General features: G+C 52.2%; 12 protein-coding genes, 1 tRNA gene, 1 pseudogene and 1 other annotated feature. All 14 genes and pseudogenes read right to left on the minus strand.

Annotation, left to right across the window (positions count from 1 at the left end):
• Positions 1 to 389 precede the first annotated feature (389 nt).
• Positions 390 to 4,124, minus strand: a pseudogene (locus ACYC56_RS05650) (DNA-directed RNA polymerase subunit beta'); the annotation flags it as partial.
• 70 nt (positions 4,125 to 4,194) lie between these two features.
• Positions 4,195 to 7,590, minus strand: coding sequence for a DNA-directed RNA polymerase subunit beta (gene rpoB / locus ACYC56_RS05655; protein ID WP_461373207.1), 3,396 nt, complete (start codon positions 7,588 to 7,590; stop codon positions 4,195 to 4,197).
• A 313-nt stretch (positions 7,591 to 7,903) separates the two neighbouring features.
• Positions 7,904 to 8,287, minus strand: a complete 384-nt coding sequence (rplL, locus tag ACYC56_RS05660; RefSeq protein ID WP_461373208.1) for a 50S ribosomal protein L7/L12 — start codon at positions 8,285 to 8,287, stop codon at positions 7,904 to 7,906.
• A gap of 194 nt (positions 8,288 to 8,481) precedes the next feature.
• Complete coding sequence (gene rplJ / locus ACYC56_RS05665) at positions 8,482 to 9,000, minus strand: 50S ribosomal protein L10 (RefSeq protein ID WP_461373209.1); 519 nt, start codon at positions 8,998 to 9,000, stop codon at positions 8,482 to 8,484.
• A gap of 66 nt (positions 9,001 to 9,066) precedes the next feature.
• Positions 9,067 to 9,214, minus strand: a sequence feature (ribosomal protein L10 leader region).
• 53 nt (positions 9,215 to 9,267) lie between these two features.
• Positions 9,268 to 9,987: a 50S ribosomal protein L1 gene (rplA, locus tag ACYC56_RS05670; protein WP_461373210.1), complete on the minus strand. Its 720-nt coding sequence runs from the start codon at positions 9,985 to 9,987 to the stop codon at positions 9,268 to 9,270.
• A gap of 215 nt (positions 9,988 to 10,202) precedes the next feature.
• A complete protein-coding gene (gene rplK / locus ACYC56_RS05675) occupies positions 10,203 to 10,616 on the minus strand; it encodes a 50S ribosomal protein L11 (protein WP_461373217.1) in 414 nt (137 codons plus the stop codon).
• Positions 10,617 to 10,745: 129 nt separating this feature from the next.
• Positions 10,746 to 11,270: a transcription termination/antitermination protein NusG gene (gene nusG, locus ACYC56_RS05680; RefSeq protein WP_461373211.1), complete on the minus strand. Its 525-nt coding sequence runs from the start codon at positions 11,268 to 11,270 to the stop codon at positions 10,746 to 10,748.
• A 29-nt stretch (positions 11,271 to 11,299) separates the two neighbouring features.
• Positions 11,300 to 11,524, minus strand: a complete 225-nt coding sequence (gene secE / locus ACYC56_RS05685; RefSeq protein WP_461373212.1) for a preprotein translocase subunit SecE — start codon at positions 11,522 to 11,524, stop codon at positions 11,300 to 11,302.
• A gap of 112 nt (positions 11,525 to 11,636) precedes the next feature.
• Positions 11,637 to 11,711: transfer RNA gene (locus tag ACYC56_RS05690), tRNA-Trp, on the minus strand.
• Positions 11,712 to 11,782: 71 nt separating this feature from the next.
• The gene (gene rpmG / locus ACYC56_RS05695; RefSeq protein ID WP_286984768.1) at positions 11,783 to 11,932 is read right to left on the minus strand and encodes a 50S ribosomal protein L33; all 150 of its coding nucleotides are present in this window, start codon (positions 11,930 to 11,932) and stop codon (positions 11,783 to 11,785) included.
• A 123-nt stretch (positions 11,933 to 12,055) separates the two neighbouring features.
• Complete coding sequence (gene tuf / locus ACYC56_RS05700) at positions 12,056 to 13,243, minus strand: elongation factor Tu (protein WP_461373213.1); 1,188 nt, start codon at positions 13,241 to 13,243, stop codon at positions 12,056 to 12,058.
• Positions 13,244 to 13,311: 68 nt separating this feature from the next.
• Complete coding sequence (gene fusA / locus ACYC56_RS05705) at positions 13,312 to 15,414, minus strand: elongation factor G (protein ID WP_461373214.1); 2,103 nt, start codon at positions 15,412 to 15,414, stop codon at positions 13,312 to 13,314.
• Between the two features lie 101 nt (positions 15,415 to 15,515).
• Positions 15,516 to 15,986, minus strand: a complete 471-nt coding sequence (rpsG, locus tag ACYC56_RS05710; protein WP_461373215.1) for a 30S ribosomal protein S7 — start codon at positions 15,984 to 15,986, stop codon at positions 15,516 to 15,518.
• A gap of 44 nt (positions 15,987 to 16,030) precedes the next feature.
• Positions 16,031 to 16,402, minus strand: a complete 372-nt coding sequence (gene rpsL / locus ACYC56_RS05715; RefSeq protein ID WP_461373216.1) for a 30S ribosomal protein S12 — start codon at positions 16,400 to 16,402, stop codon at positions 16,031 to 16,033.
• Positions 16,403 to 16,601: the final 199 nt, after the last annotated feature.

Here is a 16,601-nt window from a genome sequence, read left to right on the forward strand (position 1 = left end):
TATTTGTTTTCATTATTGTCTTTACGACTCTGTGCCTATTAAAGAGTCGGAGCCTTCTACAAAGGCTCCGACTTACTCTCTCGTTTTACGATACGGAACCGATAAATTTCAGCGTACTGCACGGCCTTAAAGCCGTGCAGTTGTTAAACTAATTTAAATTCGCACGAGATTGCAGGTCACAGCAGATTAATATATCAGTCTTCTTCATCGTTGTCAATATCTGCTGAGATATACGGCTCTTCCTCGGTCTCAGGAGAGGTTATCTCCCCAGCAAGCTCTATGGTACCGACAAGAGACGGGCCCTCTTCCATGAAGGATTCGGTATCTTCGCTAAAGAAGAGGTCCTCGGGACGCTCACCTTCCACGACCTCCATGAATGGTTCCTCCTCCTCGCCGGTCGCCATGACCCTGATCGAGCGGTACCTGCTCATGCCGGTCGCAGCCGGGATGAGTTTACCGATAATAACGTTCTCTTTGAGACCGAGCAGCGGGTCGCTTTTGCCGGCGATCGCCGCATCGGTAAGAACCCTTGTGGTCTCCTGGAACGATGCCGCCGACAGAAAGCTATCCGTCGCAAGAGACGCCTTCGTAATACCTAGCAAGGTCTGCTTCGCCGTTGCCGGCTCGCCACCCTCGGCAACTACGCGCGCGTTTTCGTCCTCGAACTGAAGCCTGTCAAGAAGCTGGCCCGGTAAGAGGTCTGTGTCACCTGGCTCTGCAACGGTGACTTTGCGCATCATCTGTCGCACGATTATCTCAATATGCTTATCGTTGATATCAACGCCCTGGCTCTTGTAGACTTCCTGGACCTCGCCCACCATGTAGAGTTCAACCGCCCTACCGCTGATGCGGAGGATGTCATGCGGGTTCAAGCTACCTTCGGTCAGCTGGTCGCCGGCCTGGACTTTATCGCCATTCGATACCCTCAAACGGGCGCGCCTCGTAACTTGATATATCCGCTCTTTGTTTTCTCCGCCATGGACGATGATCTTTCTCAGTTTTTCGGTCTCTTTGATCTCAATCGTGCCGCCGATTTCGGCAATCTGGGCCTCGCCTTTCGGGCGACGTGCCTCGAAAAGCTCGACTACACGCGGTAGACCGTGCGTAATGTCCTCACCCGCAACACCGCCGGTATGGAAGGTACGCATGGTAAGCTGTGTACCCGGCTCGCCGATGGACTGGGCCGCGATGATACCGACGGCCTCGCCGATATCGACAAGACGACCATTCGCCAAACTCCAGCCATAGCACTGGCGGCATACGCCGTGTTTTGCTTCACAGGCAAGTACGGAACGTACCATGACATGCTTGACTCCCGCATCTCTCAGACGGAAGACATCCGGGTTTCTTATTTCAGATCCCCTGGCAAGGATTACTTCCTTACTCTCGGGGTGTACGACCGTCTCAAGAACTACCCTTCCCATGAGACCGTTCTTGTTTGCCTCGCCTTCGGGGTCGAGTACCGGAACCGCGATTCCCGATTCGGTGCCACAGTCTATCTCACGGATGATGACATCCTGGGAGACATCGACAAGCCTTCTCGTCAAGTAACCGGAGTCGGCGGTTCTTAGCGCCGTGTCCGCAAGACCCTTACGGGCGCCGTGCGTAGAAATAAAGTACTCGAGAACCGAAAGGCCCTCGCGGAAGTTCGCCTTGATCGGACGGTCGATAATATCTCCCTTAGGATTAGCGACCAGGCCTCGCATACCGGCGAGCTGCCTGAGCTGCTTCAGGTTACCACGGGCACCGGAGTTGGCCATCATATAGATGGGGTTGAACTTATCGAAGTTGTTCTCCATCGCCTCGGATACGTCCTCGGTTGCCTTGGTCCAGATATCGACTACCCTTTGATGGCGCTCCTCGTTGGTGATAAGACCGCGCCTGTATTGCTTCTCGATGCGGTCGACAGCGATTTCCGGCTCGTCCAGGATATCCCACTTATTCTCAGGGACTTTAACGTCGCTGATGCTGATGGTGATACCGGCACGGGTCGCGTAATGAAACCCGAGCGCCTTTACCCTGTCAAGGATTCTCACCGTTTCGCCAAGCGTCCTTTCGGCAGTGCATCTCTCGACTATCCTGGCCAGCTCTCTCTTGCCGACCTCGTAGTTTACGTATTCAAAATCATCCGGCAGCGCCTGGTTGAAGATAATCCTTCCGATGGTGGTCTCAAGCCTGGTGCGCTCGCCTTTTGCGTTTTTCTCTCTCAGCTCGATCTTGGCCTGAAGGTCAGCCTCTCCGCCTTCAAAGGCGAGGGCGGCTTCTTCCTTGCTGCCGAATACCGAGCCTTCTCCCTTGCTGCCGTCACGCTGTGCGGTCAGGAAGTAAATCCCGAGGACCATGTCCTGCGTCGGAGTTACCAGCGGACGCCCGTGCGCCGGCGAGAGAATATTGTTTGCGGACAGCATGAGTACCCTGGCCTCGGCCTGGGCCTCTACAGAAAGCGGCAGGTGAACCGCCATCTGGTCGCCGTCAAAGTCAGCGTTAAACGCCGTACATACCAGCGGATGTATCTGGATGGCCTTTCCCTCAACGAGAATCGGCTCAAATGCCTGGATACCGAGGCGATGAAGCGTCGGCGCCCTATTCAAAAGTACCGGGTGCTCCTTGATGACTTCCTCAAGAACATCCCAGACCAACGGCTTTGCCCTCTCGACCATTCTCTTCGCGCTCTTTATATTCTGCACGTGCCCGAGGTCGACGAGCCTCTTCATAACAAACGGCTTAAACAGCTCAAGCGCCATGACCTTCGGAAGACCGCACTGGTGCAGCCTCAACTCCGGGCCGACGACGATAACCGAACGGCCGGAATAATCGACTCGTTTACCCAACAGGTTTTGGCGGAACCGGCCTTGCTTACCTTTGAGCATATCGCTTAAGGATTTCAGCGGCCTGTTGCCCGGGCCGGTAACCGGCCTGCCGCGGCGACCGTTGTCAAACAGCGCGTCCACAGCCTCCTGGAGCATCCTTTTCTCGTTGTTTACGATAATCTCAGGCGCGCCCAGGTCAAGCAGTCTTTTTAGCCTGTTGTTTCTATTGATGACCCTGCGGTAGAGATCATTAAGATCGGACGTGGCAAAACGACCACCGTCGAGCTGGACCATCGGGCGAAGATCCGGCGGAATAACCGGAATCGCCTCAAGGATCATCCACTCGGGTTTATTACCCGACCTCTTAAACGCTGAGGTGACTTTTAGCCGCTTGACCGCACGGCTTCTCTTTTGTCCCGTCGCAGTCTTTATCGTCTGGCGCTGATCGAGCGCCTCATGCTCGAGGTCTACGCGTGAAAGCAATTCTTTGATCGATTCTGCGCCCATACCGCCATTAAAGTAGTCGCCGTAGCGCACTTTCAGTTCGCGGTAAAGCTGCTCGTCGCCGATCAACTGCTTTGGCTGCAACGACTCGAACGTGGTGAAGACCTTGCCCACCCAGTCGACCTTACGCGTCACTTCAGTATTTACCTCTTTGACCAGTTTCTTGGTCTCGGATTCGATCTTCTTAACGGCCGCATCCGGTGATCCACCATCGGCGACCTCCATGCCTTCGCCCTCTTCCGGCTCTATCTCGCCGCGGGCGATTTTAATCTTGCGCTCCCGTTGAGCCTCGATCTCAGCGAGCCTCTCCTCGGCATGCTTCTTCGCTTCGACTATCTCCTCATCGAGTTCGACCTTAAGCGTCGGGATATCCTTCTCCCTCTCCTCCACGTTTACGTCCGTTACGATATACGCCGCAAAGTAGATGACCTTCTCGAGATCCTTCGGGGAAATATCAAGCAGGTATCCCATCCGTGACGGGACGCCTTTGAAATACCATATGTGCGTAACGGGGGCCGCAAGCTCGATATGGCCCATGCGCTCGCGCCTGACCTTGGAGCGAGTTACCTCGACACCGCAGCGCTCGCAGATAATGCCCTTAAACCGCACCCTCTTATACTTACCGCAATAGCATTCCCAATCCTTGGTCGGCCCGAATATCTTTTCACAGAAGAGGCCGTCCTTTTCAGGCTTGAGCGTACGATAGTTTATGGTCTCGGGTTTCTTGACCTCTCCATTGGACCAGGCGCGAACCTGCTCGGGTGAGGTAAGACCAATTTTTAAGGCATCAAAATTGTTAATATCTAACAAAGAGTTAACCTCCCAAAAAATAAGACTCTCGGACAGGGGTTCTGTCCTTTACTGCACTTGTCTGTAATCTTTACGCCTCTTCTTCTTGTTGTTCTTGTTCTTGCTCTTCTTGTTGTTCTTCTTCAATGATCATAGGCTCAGCATTTTCGGGGCCCGGCTCTTCGGCTTCGCGCCCGACTGTAACCTCTCCGCGGAGATCGATGCCTAGCTCCTCCGCAGTCTTGAAGACATCGTCCTCGGATTCTTTTAGCTCGATCTCTTCGCCTTCCTCAGAAAGGACTTCGACATTGAGACACAGGCTCTGCATTTCTTTCACGAGAACTTTGAACGATTCCGGTATTCCAGGCTCCGGAATATTTTCGCCTTTGACAATCGCCTCGTATGCTTTCACTCTGCCGACAACATCGTCAGATTTTACCGTCAGAAGCTCCTGTAAAGTGAAGGCCGCTCCGTATGCTTCAAGCGCCCATACCTCCATCTCTCCAAAACGCTGACCGCCGAACTGGGCTTTACCGCCGAGTGGCTGCTGCGTGACCAGTGAGTATGGTCCGGTTGATCTGGCGTGAATCTTGTCATCGACCAGGTGTAGTAACTTTAAGATATAGATATAGCCCACCGTGATAGCCTCTTTGAACGGCTCTCCGGTCCTTCCGTCGTGAAGGTACGCTTTACCGTCTACCGGAAGCCCCGCCTGCTCAAAAGCGTTGCGTAGTTCCTCTTCGGTAGCACCGTCAAACACCGGTGACGCTGTAAATACCGATCCGTTGCTCTTCTTGCCGTCATCCGACCAGCCCTTCATAGCGGCCCACCCGAGGTGGGTCTCAAGAACCTGTCCCACGTTCATTCGGCTTGGTACGCCAAGCGGGTTAAGGATGATATCGATCGGAGTTCCATCCTCGAGGAACGGCATATCCTCTTCCGGGAGTATCTTGGAGATAACACCCTTGTTGCCGTGCCTTCCAGCGAGTTTGTCTCCCTCGGAGATCTTTCTTTTCTGGGCTACGTAGACGCGAACAAGCTGGTTGACGCCTGGGGCAAGTTCGTCGCCCGAATCGCGCAGGAACACTTTAACATCGATAACGGTTCCGTTCTCGCCGTGCGGCACTTTAAGCGATGTGTCCCTGACCTCACGCGCCTTCTCACCGAAGATCGCGCGCAGGAGCCTTTCCTCTGCCGTAAGCTCGGTCTCACCTTTTGGCGTAACCTTGCCTACAAGGATATCGCCCGGGTTGACCTCAGCCCCGACCCGGATAATGCCCCGGTCGTCCAGGTCTTTCAGGACCTCCTCGCCGATGTTCGGGATATCGCGCGTGATCTCTTCGGGACCAAGCTTGGTATCACGGGCATCGACTTCGTGCTCTTCTATATGTATAGAGGTAAGCATGTCCTCTTTTACAATTCTCTCACTTAAGATGATGGCATCCTCGTAGTTGTACCCTTCCCAGGGCATGAACGCTACGAGAAGATTCCTGCCAAGGGCGAGTTCGCCCATATCCGTCGACGGACCATCGGCCAGAACTTGGCCCTCTTTGACCTTCTGCCCCTCAAAGACAACCGGCTTCTGGTTAATGCAGGTTCCCTGGTTTGAACGGCGGAACTTCTGAAGCTTGTGCTCGATCTCGGTTTTCTTGGTCTTTAGACGAATCCTGTTGGCCGAAACGAAGGTTATCTCGCCGTCGTCGTCGGCAACGATAATCGCACCGGTGTCTTTTACCGCCCTGTGCTCGACACCCGTACCGACAACCGGCGCCTCGGTCAAGAGAAGCGGCACCGCCTGGCGCTGCATGTTCGATCCCATGAGCGCACGGTTCGCGTCGTCATGCTCGAGGAACGGGATAAGCGCCGTCGCCACGGAGACCGTCTGCTTCGGAGAAACATCCATGTAATCGATCTTCTTCGGCTCGACGGTGTCGACCTCTTCACGGATTCTTACCAGGACTTTCTCCTGCAAGAATTTGCCGGTCTTCTTGTCGAACGGGGCGTTGGCCTGTGCAACAATATATTTATCCTCTTCATCTGCGGTTAAGTAATCGATTTTATCGGTGACTTTGCCATTCACGACCTTACGGTACGGGGTCTCGATAAACCCGAACGGGTTGATCCTCGAGTAGCTGGCCATTGAACCGATAAGACCGATGTTCGGGCCCTCAGGTGTCTCGATAGGACACATGCGCCCGTAGTGGGACGGGTGAACGTCTCGGACCTCAAAGCCCGCGCGCTCACGCGAAAGACCGCCCGGACCCAGTGCGCTCAAGCGGCGCTTGTGCGTAAGGCCGGCCAGCGGGTTGGTCTGGTCCATAAACTGCGAGAGCTGGCTGCTCCCGAAGAACTCCTTAATGGACGCGACGATCGGTCGTATATTAATGAGGGTCCTCGGCGTCATCGTCTCGACGTCAAGCGTCGTCATGCGCTCACGGACAACCCTCTCCATTCTTGCAAGTCCAATGCGGAACTGGTTCTGTATAAGCTCTCCGACCGAGCGGACGCGCCTGTTGCCGAAGTGGTCGATATCGTCCACATCGATAAGATCAAAGCGGTCGTTGAACATCGTCGGATCAAGCAAACCGACGATGTACTGGACGGTTGCCAGGATGTCTTCTCGGGTAAGAACCGAGGTATCGGTCGGTAAGTTTAAGTTGAGTTTCTTGTTCACCTTGTAGCGTCCGACCTTTGCGAGGTCGTATCGCTGCGGGTTAAAGAACAGATTTTCAATAAGAGAACGTGCGCTCTCAACCGCCGGCGGCTCGCCTGGACGCAGGCGTTTATAAAGTTCGACCATGGCCTCTTCACGCGTCTCGGTAAAGTCACGCTCGAGCGTCTGCTTGATCGGCTCGGCGTTGTTGAAGAGCTTTAAGATTTCTTCGTTTGTGCCAAAGCCCAGCGCTTTAAGAAGAACGCTTGCCGGCTGCTTACGCTTGCGGTCGACACGAACGCTGATAACGTCGCGCTTATCCGTCTCAAGCTCGAGCCAAGCGCCGCGGCTTGGAATAACTTTTCCAAAGTACAGTATTTTATCGGAGTGCTTATCGACTTCGCGGTTGAAGTAGACGCCTGGAGAACGAACAAGCTGACTGACGACTACACGCTCGGTTCCGTTAATGATAAACGTTCCCTTGTCAGTCATGATCGGGAAGTCGCCCATATAGACTTCTTCTTCTTTGATCTCTCCGGTCGTCTTGTTGATAAGGCTGACGGTTACGTCCAGCCTTGCCGAATAAGTCGTATCCCTTTCCTTGCACTCGCTTACGCTGTGCTCAGGTTCACCAAACCGGTGGCTTTTAAATTCTATCGCCAGGTTTCCGGTAAAATCCTCGATGGGGGAAATATCCCGAAAGGCTTCGGCTAATCCCTCCTCTTCAAACCATTTAAACGAATCAACTTGTACTGCGATAAGATTTGGCAGTTCCAAAATGTCTGGTGTTTTGGCGAAGCTACGCCTAGTTCTTAAACCTAAATCATTTCGCAAGGGATGAATTCACTCCTTAATCGGTAATGTGGGAATATATAAACGCAAAACAACAGCATAGCAGAATCTCTATGCTGTGTCAATCCGAACGGAGGTACCTAGCCAAACTATTGTTTGACTTACAGAGATTATTCCCTGTTCCCCTCCAATTTAAGACAAGCAAATTGAAAAGTTGCAATATAATTTTCCGGTGTTGCTGCCTTAGCGCTATAAAAGCGAGCTAAAAATATTCAGTGGGTGAAGGAGTCCTTACCCCCACCCACTCAAATATACTATTACGGTTCTAAAAACTCAAGACTTGCTGAAGAGTAAATTACTTTATTTCGACAGTTGCGCCGGCTTCTTCAAGCTGAGTCTTGACCTTCTCGGCCTCGTCTTTCGGGATGCCCTCTTTGACTGCCTTAGGGGCATTGTCAACGAGATCTTTGGCCTCTTTTAAGCCGAGGCTTGTGAGAGCCCTAACCTCTTTGATGACCTGGATCTTCTTGTCTCCTGCGCTTGTGAGGATAACATCAAAGGAGGTCTTCTCCTCTTCTGGTGCGACTGCGGCTGCGCCAGGGGCGGCTGCTACGGCTACCGGGGCGGCGGCTGTTACGCCAAAGGTCTCCTCAATCTGCTTTACTAGGTCGTTCAGCTCAAGAACGGTCATGCTCTTGATCGCATCAAGTATCTGATCGTTTGAAAGTTTCTCTGCCATTTTATTTACTCACCTTCCATAAGATATAGTTTTCTCTTTACTCACTTTTTGACGTATCCTGGTTCAAAGCCTTGTGCTTTGTAACCCGGTTGTTAGCGATTGGCGACTGGCGATTAGCGATTATTGTCAATTAATACTGGTCAGTTACCTGAAGCAGGTTTTAATCGCTATTCGCTAATCGCTTCTCGCTGCCATTATGCGCTTTTCTGCTGCGCAACCTGGTTGAGAACCCGTGCCAAACCTGCCGTAATCTGGTTCAAGCTGCCGGCCAACCCGTAGAGCGGGCTTCTTAAACCTCCCATGAACATCGCTATCAGGACATCCTTCGGCGGTATCGTGGCCAAAGTCCTTACGCTGTCGCCATCGACAACGGCCCCCTCGACAACACCGCCCTTAAGCTCAAGCAGCTTGGTGATTCTTGCAAAATCAACAAGCGTCTTCGCCGGTGCGATCGCGTCTTCATAACTGATCACCATAGCTGTCGGTCCTACCAGGTACGGATCGAGTTCGGTAAGATCGAGTTCCTTGGTAGCGAGCTTAGCCAAGGTATTCTTGAACACCTTGTACTCCACTCCCTGAGCGCGTAGTTTGTTTCTCAAATCGGATATCTGCTCGAAATTAAGTCCGCGATAATCGGTGAGGATAACGCTTTTCGCCTTACCCATTTTTTCCTTAATCTCCTCAACAGCAGTCTCTTTTTCTGGTCGAGCCATCGTAAACCTCCCTTCGCACTTGCAAAGATCACATCTTGCAAAAACCTACACTCAAGATCTAAATCTAAGCCAAAATAAAAAGCCTCCTGCCAGACAGCAGGAGGCGTATTTACAAAAATCCATAATCCAGTAATGGATATCTGTTGTGTACCTCGGTAGGCATTGGATTAAGCCGTACGGCGCCTACTGTCTTCGGCAGTATGTAATTAGAACTTCTCTAACTTTTCTTTTATACCAAAGCAGCCGTCCACGCGTCAAGCACGTATCTTAGCTAGCGGCTGCTTCTTCTTCCATGAGGTCGCGGACCTTGGTCGTATCGACCTTCACGCCCGGGCTCATGGTAGTGCTCATGCTAATGGACTTGATGTACTTGCCCTTGGCAGCTGACGGTTTCGCCCTGATGAGCTCCTCGATCAGAGCCTGGTAGTTACCGACAAGCTTCTCGACCGGGAAGGATACCTTGCCGATTACCGAGTGGACGATACCAAACTTATCCACCCTGTACTCGATCTTACCGGCTTTTACGTCCTTGACGGTCTTGCCTACATCAAAGGTAACGGTTCCCGCCTTCGGGTTCGGCATCAAGCCGCGCGGCCCGAGAAGCTTACCGAGTTTACCTACGGTCGCCATCATATCCGGTGTGGCGATTGCTACGTCGAAGTCGAACCAGCCGCCCTGGATCTTGTCAGCCAGGTCGTTGGCGCCAACAAAGTCGGCCCCTGCGGTCTCGGCCTCTTTTGCCTTTTCGCCCTGGGCAAACACGGCGACGCGGACGGTCTTACCTGTTCCGTACGGCAACGAGACGGTACCTCGCACTTGCTGGTCGGCTTTCCTTGGGTCGACACCGAGCTTGATATGGACCTCAGCGGTCTCATCAAACTTGGCCGTCGTGATCTCTTTTAGAAGCTTGACGGCCTCTAGCGGCGAATAGAGCTTCTCGCGATCGATCTTCGCCTGAACCTCGCGATACTTCTTTCCTTTTTTCATCTTTCTTTCCTCCTTGTGGTAGTGTCGGCCCACTCCTTACTGTAGTGGTGGCCTCCCACGCGAATTCACTTTTGTGAATTCGCTGAAAATAGAAAATTGAGAATAGACCGAATAGAAAATGCATGAGGTAAGGTTTGCCCTCACCTTTCATTTCTATCCCTCAATAATTCAATCTATTTTCTATTTTCAATTTTCTATTCTCCAGAAATTGCTGGTTATCCAGCAATTTCTATCCCCATGCTGCGGGCGGTGCCTTCGATGATCTTCATAGCGGCCTCGACGTCGTTTGCGCTGAGGTCCTGCATCTTGGTCTCTGCGATCTGGCGCACCTGGTCTTTAGTTATCTGTGCGACCTTGGTCTTATGGGGCTCGCCTGATCCCTTATCGATCCCGGCGGCCTGCTTTAACAAGAACGCTGCCGGCGGGGTCTTTGTGATAAAGGTGAAGGAGCGGTCTTCGTACACGGTTATCTCAACCGGTATAATCGTCCCGGTCCTATCGGACGTTTGGGCGTTAAACGCCTTGCAGAACTCCATAATATTTACACCGTGCTGACCCAAAGCGGGGCCGACCGGTGGTGCCGGGTTCGCCTGGCCTGCAGGTATCTGCAGTTTTATCTTAGCCATCATCTTCTTAGCCACGTTGATACTTCCTTTCCTCAAGACAAATATTTTACACAGTCAGAAGCCAGGAGTCAGAACTCAGAATAAAAGCATCGGCTTTAAAAATTCTGGCTTCTGACCCCTGACTGCTTATATCTAAAGCTTCGCTACCTGATCAAAATTGAGCTCGGCTGGAGTCTCTCTACCGAAGATGGAAACCATAACCCTGACCTTACTCTGGTCGAGGTTCACCTCGGCAATAGTGCCCGTAAAGTCGGCCAGCGGTCCCGCGACAACCTTGACGGTCTCGCCCTCTTCGAACTCGACCTTCGGTTTCGGCTTCTCGAACGCCGGCCTCTGCAGGATCTTGTCGACCTCTTGGGCGGAAAGCGGCGTCGGTTTGGCGCTCGAGCCGACAAACCCGGTAACACCCGGCGTGTTTCTGACTACGTACCACGAGTCATCATCGAGGTCCATTTGGACCATGATGTAGCCTGGGAACACTTTACGCTCCGTAATAGTCTTCTTGCCTGCCTTGATCTCCATGACCTCTTCCGTGGGAATAACCACTTCAAAGATCTTTTCCTCCATCTCCATGGAGGATATCCGGTGCTCAAGATTAGCCTTAACCTTATTTTCGTAACCTGAATACGTATGTATTACGTACCACTGTTTTGTCATGTTTGCTAGAGCCGTAATAAGCTCTCCTCCTACGCTGAGAATATTTTAATAATATTGACGAACACCAAATCTATCAATCCTATGAACACCGCAAAGAAAGCCACAGCCACCAAAACGACGACTGTTGATGAAACCACCTCGTCTCTGCCGGGCCAGATAACCTTACCCAACTCGACCTTTACATCTCTAAAAAACTTTCCTAACGAGTCAAAACCTTTTTTCTGTGCAGGCTGTGTAGCCTTCTTCTCAGCCATACTCATTTCCTTCCCATTTCTAGATGCTAGAAACTAGAGACAGATGCTAATAACTTGAAACTTGACCAGCACTAATACACCTCGCCGGAGCTATCACAAGTCTCTATCTCGGCAGGGCTGGGGGGATTCGAACCCTCAACACCCGGTTTTGGAGACCGGTGCTCTAACCAATTGGAGCTACAGCCCTCTGTACGCGGTAGAATCACGTCCATAATAAATGGATGTATCTACCGCGCTAAATTCTAGTGACAAGTATAATTAGCGTGTTTCCCTATGTAAAGTATGGGACCCACACCACTTGCAGAACTTCTTCATCTCCATACGGTCTGGCTTTTTTCTCTTATTTTTATCCGTCGTGTAATTCCTGCGTTTGCACTCAGTACACGCGAGAATAACTAGATCTCGCATTGTTCCTCCTAATATATTCAAGAATTTGTGTAAACCTATAAACCATGGCAAAAAACAAATGGTAGTTTACACTTTACCACTGCTGATGTCAATTAACACGCAATTGACCTTACCTAGCAAGGCCTACTTAATAATGCTCGTAATCCTTCCCGCTCCAACTGTCCTGCCGCCTTCACGAATCGCAAAGCGAAGGCCTTCCTCCATAGCGATGGAGGTGATAAGTTCGATCGTCATCTCAACGTTGTCTCCGGGCATGACCATCTCTGTGCCTTCCGGAAGCGTTGCGACGCCCGTCACGTCCGTTGTCCTAAAGTAAAACTGCGGGCGGTACCCGTTAAAGAAGGGGGTGTGACGTCCGCCTTCTTCTTTTGTCAGGACATAGACCTTGGCGGTAAAGTTGGTGTGCGGGGTAATCGACTTTGGATGGGCTAGTACTTGTCCCCGTTCTACCTCGTCACGGCCGATTCCACGCAAGAGCACCCCGATGTTGTCTCCTGCCTGGGCCTCGTCTAAGAGCTTTCTAAACATCTCAAGCCCCGTTACGACGACTTTTCTGGTCTCGTCTTGCATGCCGATGATCTCGACCTCTTCGCCGACTTTGATCTTGCCGCGCTCGACTCTTCCCGTTACAACGGTGCCTCGACCGGTGATGGTGAAGACGTCTTCTACCGGCATGAGGAAGGGTTTGTCGATGTCGCGCTCGGGGGTGGGGATGTAGGAATCCACCGCTTCCATGAGCTTCATGATGTTGTCTGCTTCTGCCGCATCTCCCTCAAGGGCTTTGAGTGCGCTTCCCGGTACGATCGGGATGTCGTCTCCCGGGAACTCGTACTCGTTGAGCAAGTCTCTGACTTCCATCTCGACGAGCTCAAGAAGCTCGGGGTCGTCTACCATGTCGACTTTGTTTAAGAAGACGACGATGTAGGGGACACCGACCTGGCGGGCCAAGAGGATGTGCTCTCTCGTCTGCGGCATCGGGCCATCGGCAGCGGAGACGACGAGAATCGCGCCGTCCATCTGAGCGGCACCGGTGATCATGTTTTTAACGTAGTCGGCGTGCCCCGGGCAGTCGACGTGTGCGTAGTGGCGGTTTGCCGTCTCGTACTCGACGTGGGCGATAGCAATCGTGATACCGCGCTCGCGCTCTTCCGGAGCGTTATCGATCGAGTCGAACGAGCGAAACGTGGCTTGTCCTTTCTCGGCTAATACCTTGGTAATAGCGGCGGTAAGCGTCGTCTTGCCATGGTCTACGTGACCGATGGTACCGATATTCATGTGCGGTTTGGTTCTTTCGAACTTTGCTTTGGCCATAAACGTTTTTCCTCCCTATAAGATGTTAGGTTTTTTAATCTAAAACAAATACCTACAAAAATTTACTATTAACTGCCAGCGGCGATCGACCACTCACCCTGGGATTTGCTGATGATTTCCTCCGCGATACTCGGCGGAAGTTCACGATACTGCTTGAACTGCATCGTGTACACCGCACGACCCTGCGTCTTCGACCTTAAGTCGGTCGCATAGCCGAACATCTCAGAAAGCGGTACTTCCGCCTTGATGATCTGAGTGTTGGCTCTTGCCTCCATACCCATGATATGGCCACGGCGTGAGCTTAAATCGCCCATAACGTCGCCCATATACTCTTCGGGAACGACGACCTCGACCGCCATAATCGGCTCTAACAGAGCAGGGCTGGCCTTCTTCATGGCGTCTTTAATCGCCATCGAACCGGCTATCTTAAACGCCAGTTCGGATGAATCTACCGGATGGTATGAACCATCATGTAGCGTCACCTTGATATCAACAACAGGGTAGCCCGCCATGATTCCGGCGGTCATAGCCTCTTGCATTCCTTTATTAACCGCAGGGATATATTCCCTCGGCACCTTGCCGCCGACGACTGCATCGACAAACTCGTAGCCCTTCGCCGGATTCGGCTCGACGTCAATAACGACGTGACCGAACTGGCCGCGACCACCGGTCTGCCTTACATAACGGCCCTGTACGTCCTTCATGGTCTTGCGTATCGTCTCGCGGTAAGATACCTGCGGACGTCCAACATTCGCCTGGACTTTAAACTCACGCATCAACCTGTCGACGATAATCTCGAGGTGAAGCTCGCCCATACCCCCGATGATAGTCTGTCCTGTCTCTTCATCGGTTCTAACCTTGAACGTCGGGTCTTCTTCGGCGAGTTTTGCAAGCGCCGTTGAAAGCTTCTCCTGATCGGCCTTTGTCTTGGGCTCGATGGCGATATGGATAACCGGCTCCGGAAATACCATCGACTCGAGCATAATCGGGTCAGCTTTGGTGCACAACGTATCTCCGGTTGTTACCTGCTTCAGGCCAACACCCGCAACGATATCGCCAGTGCGCACGTCGCTCTTCTCTTCACGGTGATTCGCGTGCATCTGTAGGATTCTGCCGATCCTCTCGACCTTGCCGGTAGATGCGTTCATAACGCTGTCGCCGGCTTTCAGTACGCCGGCGTACACCCTAAAGAAGGTGAGTTTACCGACATATGGGTCGACCATTATCTTAAATGCAAGCGCCGTAAACGGCTCATCATCTGACGCCTCACGCGTGATAACCGTATCCTCTTTGCCGGGAAGTGTTCCGGTAACCGGAGGAACGTCAAGCGGAGACGGTAGGTAATCGTTAATCGCATCGAGGAGCGGCTGGACGCCCTTGTTCTTAAAGGACGATCCGCACATAACCGGTGTGACGGCGACATCGAGCGTCGCCTTACGGATACCGGCAATGATTTCTTCCTTCGTCAGCTCTTCGCCTTCGAGGTATTTCTCGAGAAGCGACTCATCATATTCGGCAGCGGCCTCCAGCAGATGCTGGCGATACTCCTCGGCCTGGGCCATATACTCTTCCGGGATCGCTGTCTCCTCGATCTTCGTGCCAAGGTCATCCTTATAAAGAATGGCCTGCATCTCGACGAGGTCGATAATCCCGGCAAACTGCTCTTCGCTTCCGATTGGAAGCTGCAACGCGACAGGATTAGCGGAAAGGCGGTCCTTCATCATCTGTACCGCGTTAAAGAAATCCGCACCTGTCCTGTCCATTTTATTGATATATGCGATTCTCGGGACACGGTACTTGTCCGCCTGGCGCCATACCGTCTCAGACTGCGGCTCAACGCCGCCTACGGCGCAAAATACGGCGACCGCACCGTCGAGTACGCGCAGTGAGCGTTCGACCTCTACAGTAAAGTCCACGTGCCCTGGTGTATCTATAATATTAATGCGATGGTCGTCCCATGAGCATGTTGTAGCGGCAGAGGTAATCGTGATACCCCGCTCCTGCTCCTGGACCATCCAGTCCATGACAGCCGTGCCCTCATGAACCTCACCAATCTTATGTGTTCGACCGGCATAGTAAAGTATCCGCTCGGTAGTCGTTGTCTTACCAGCGTCGATATGGGCCATGATCCCAATATTTCTTATTTTATCAAGTGGAAATCTTGTCGACATAAACCTTTGAATCCTTCCTAGATATACACAAACTTATGCAACCTAACTACGACAGAGTGCTTCAGCCGTCGAGAGTGTACCCTGCAATTACCTATCGAACGCTACCAGCGGTAGTGAGCGAAGGCACGGTTAGACTCGGCCATCTTCTGAAGGTCTTCTCTCTTCTTCATAGATGCGCCAACACCGTTTGCGGCGTCCATAATCTCGCCAGCCAATCTCTCGGCCATTCTTTTCTCTTTGCGCGCCTTTGAATATCCTGTTAACCAGCGAAGCGCCAGTGTTGTGGCCCGTGGCCCTGGAACTTCAACCGGAACCTGATACGTGGCACCGCCGACCCTGCGTGGTCTTACTTCAAGCGCGGGCCTGATGTTGTCCATCGCCTTGCGATATACGGTAACCGGGTCGGAACCCGTCTTGTCCCTGATAATATCGAAGGCCTCATAAACAACCTGCTCGGCAACGCCCTTTTTGCCAGCCGTCAGAATCGCGTTCATCAGCTGTGCGACGAGCTTGTTGTTGTAGACCGGATCGGGCAATATTTCTCGCTTTGTAACTGGTCCTTTTCTCGGCATTCTATCCTCCACAAAGTTTCTTCATTCACACGAATCGTGTGTGATTACTTACTTGCTTTTGCTCCATATTTGGAACGAGCTTGTTTGCGATCTGATACACCAGCCGCATCCAGAGCAGCCCTGATTATTTTATAACGGACACCCGGCAGGTCTTTAACGCGGCCACCACGCACGAGAACTATTGAGTGCTCTTGCAGGTTGTGTCCGATTCCCGGGATATAGGCCGTGACCTCCATTCCATTGGTCAACCTTACCCTGGCGACTTTCCGCAAAGCTGAATTCGGCTTTTTCGGTGTCGTTGTATACACACGGGTGCAGACGCCTCTCCTCTGAGGAGCGCCTTGCAACGCTGGTGTTGCCGTTTTGCTCGGCTTTTCTTTTCTACCCTTTTTTACCAGCTGGCTAATTGTCGGCAAACTGTACACTCCTTCTCAAAATCTAGCTAAATGTTGCTTCTGTTATGTCTATTTGTTTTCATTATTGTCTTTACGACTCTGTGCCTATTAAAGAGTCGGAGCCTTCTACAAAGGCTCCGACTTACTCTCTCGTTTTACGATACGGAACCGATAAATTTCAGCGTACTGCACGGCCGTAAATCCGTGCAGTTGTTAAACA

The organism is Candidatus Aquicultor sp. (assembly GCF_054640775.1).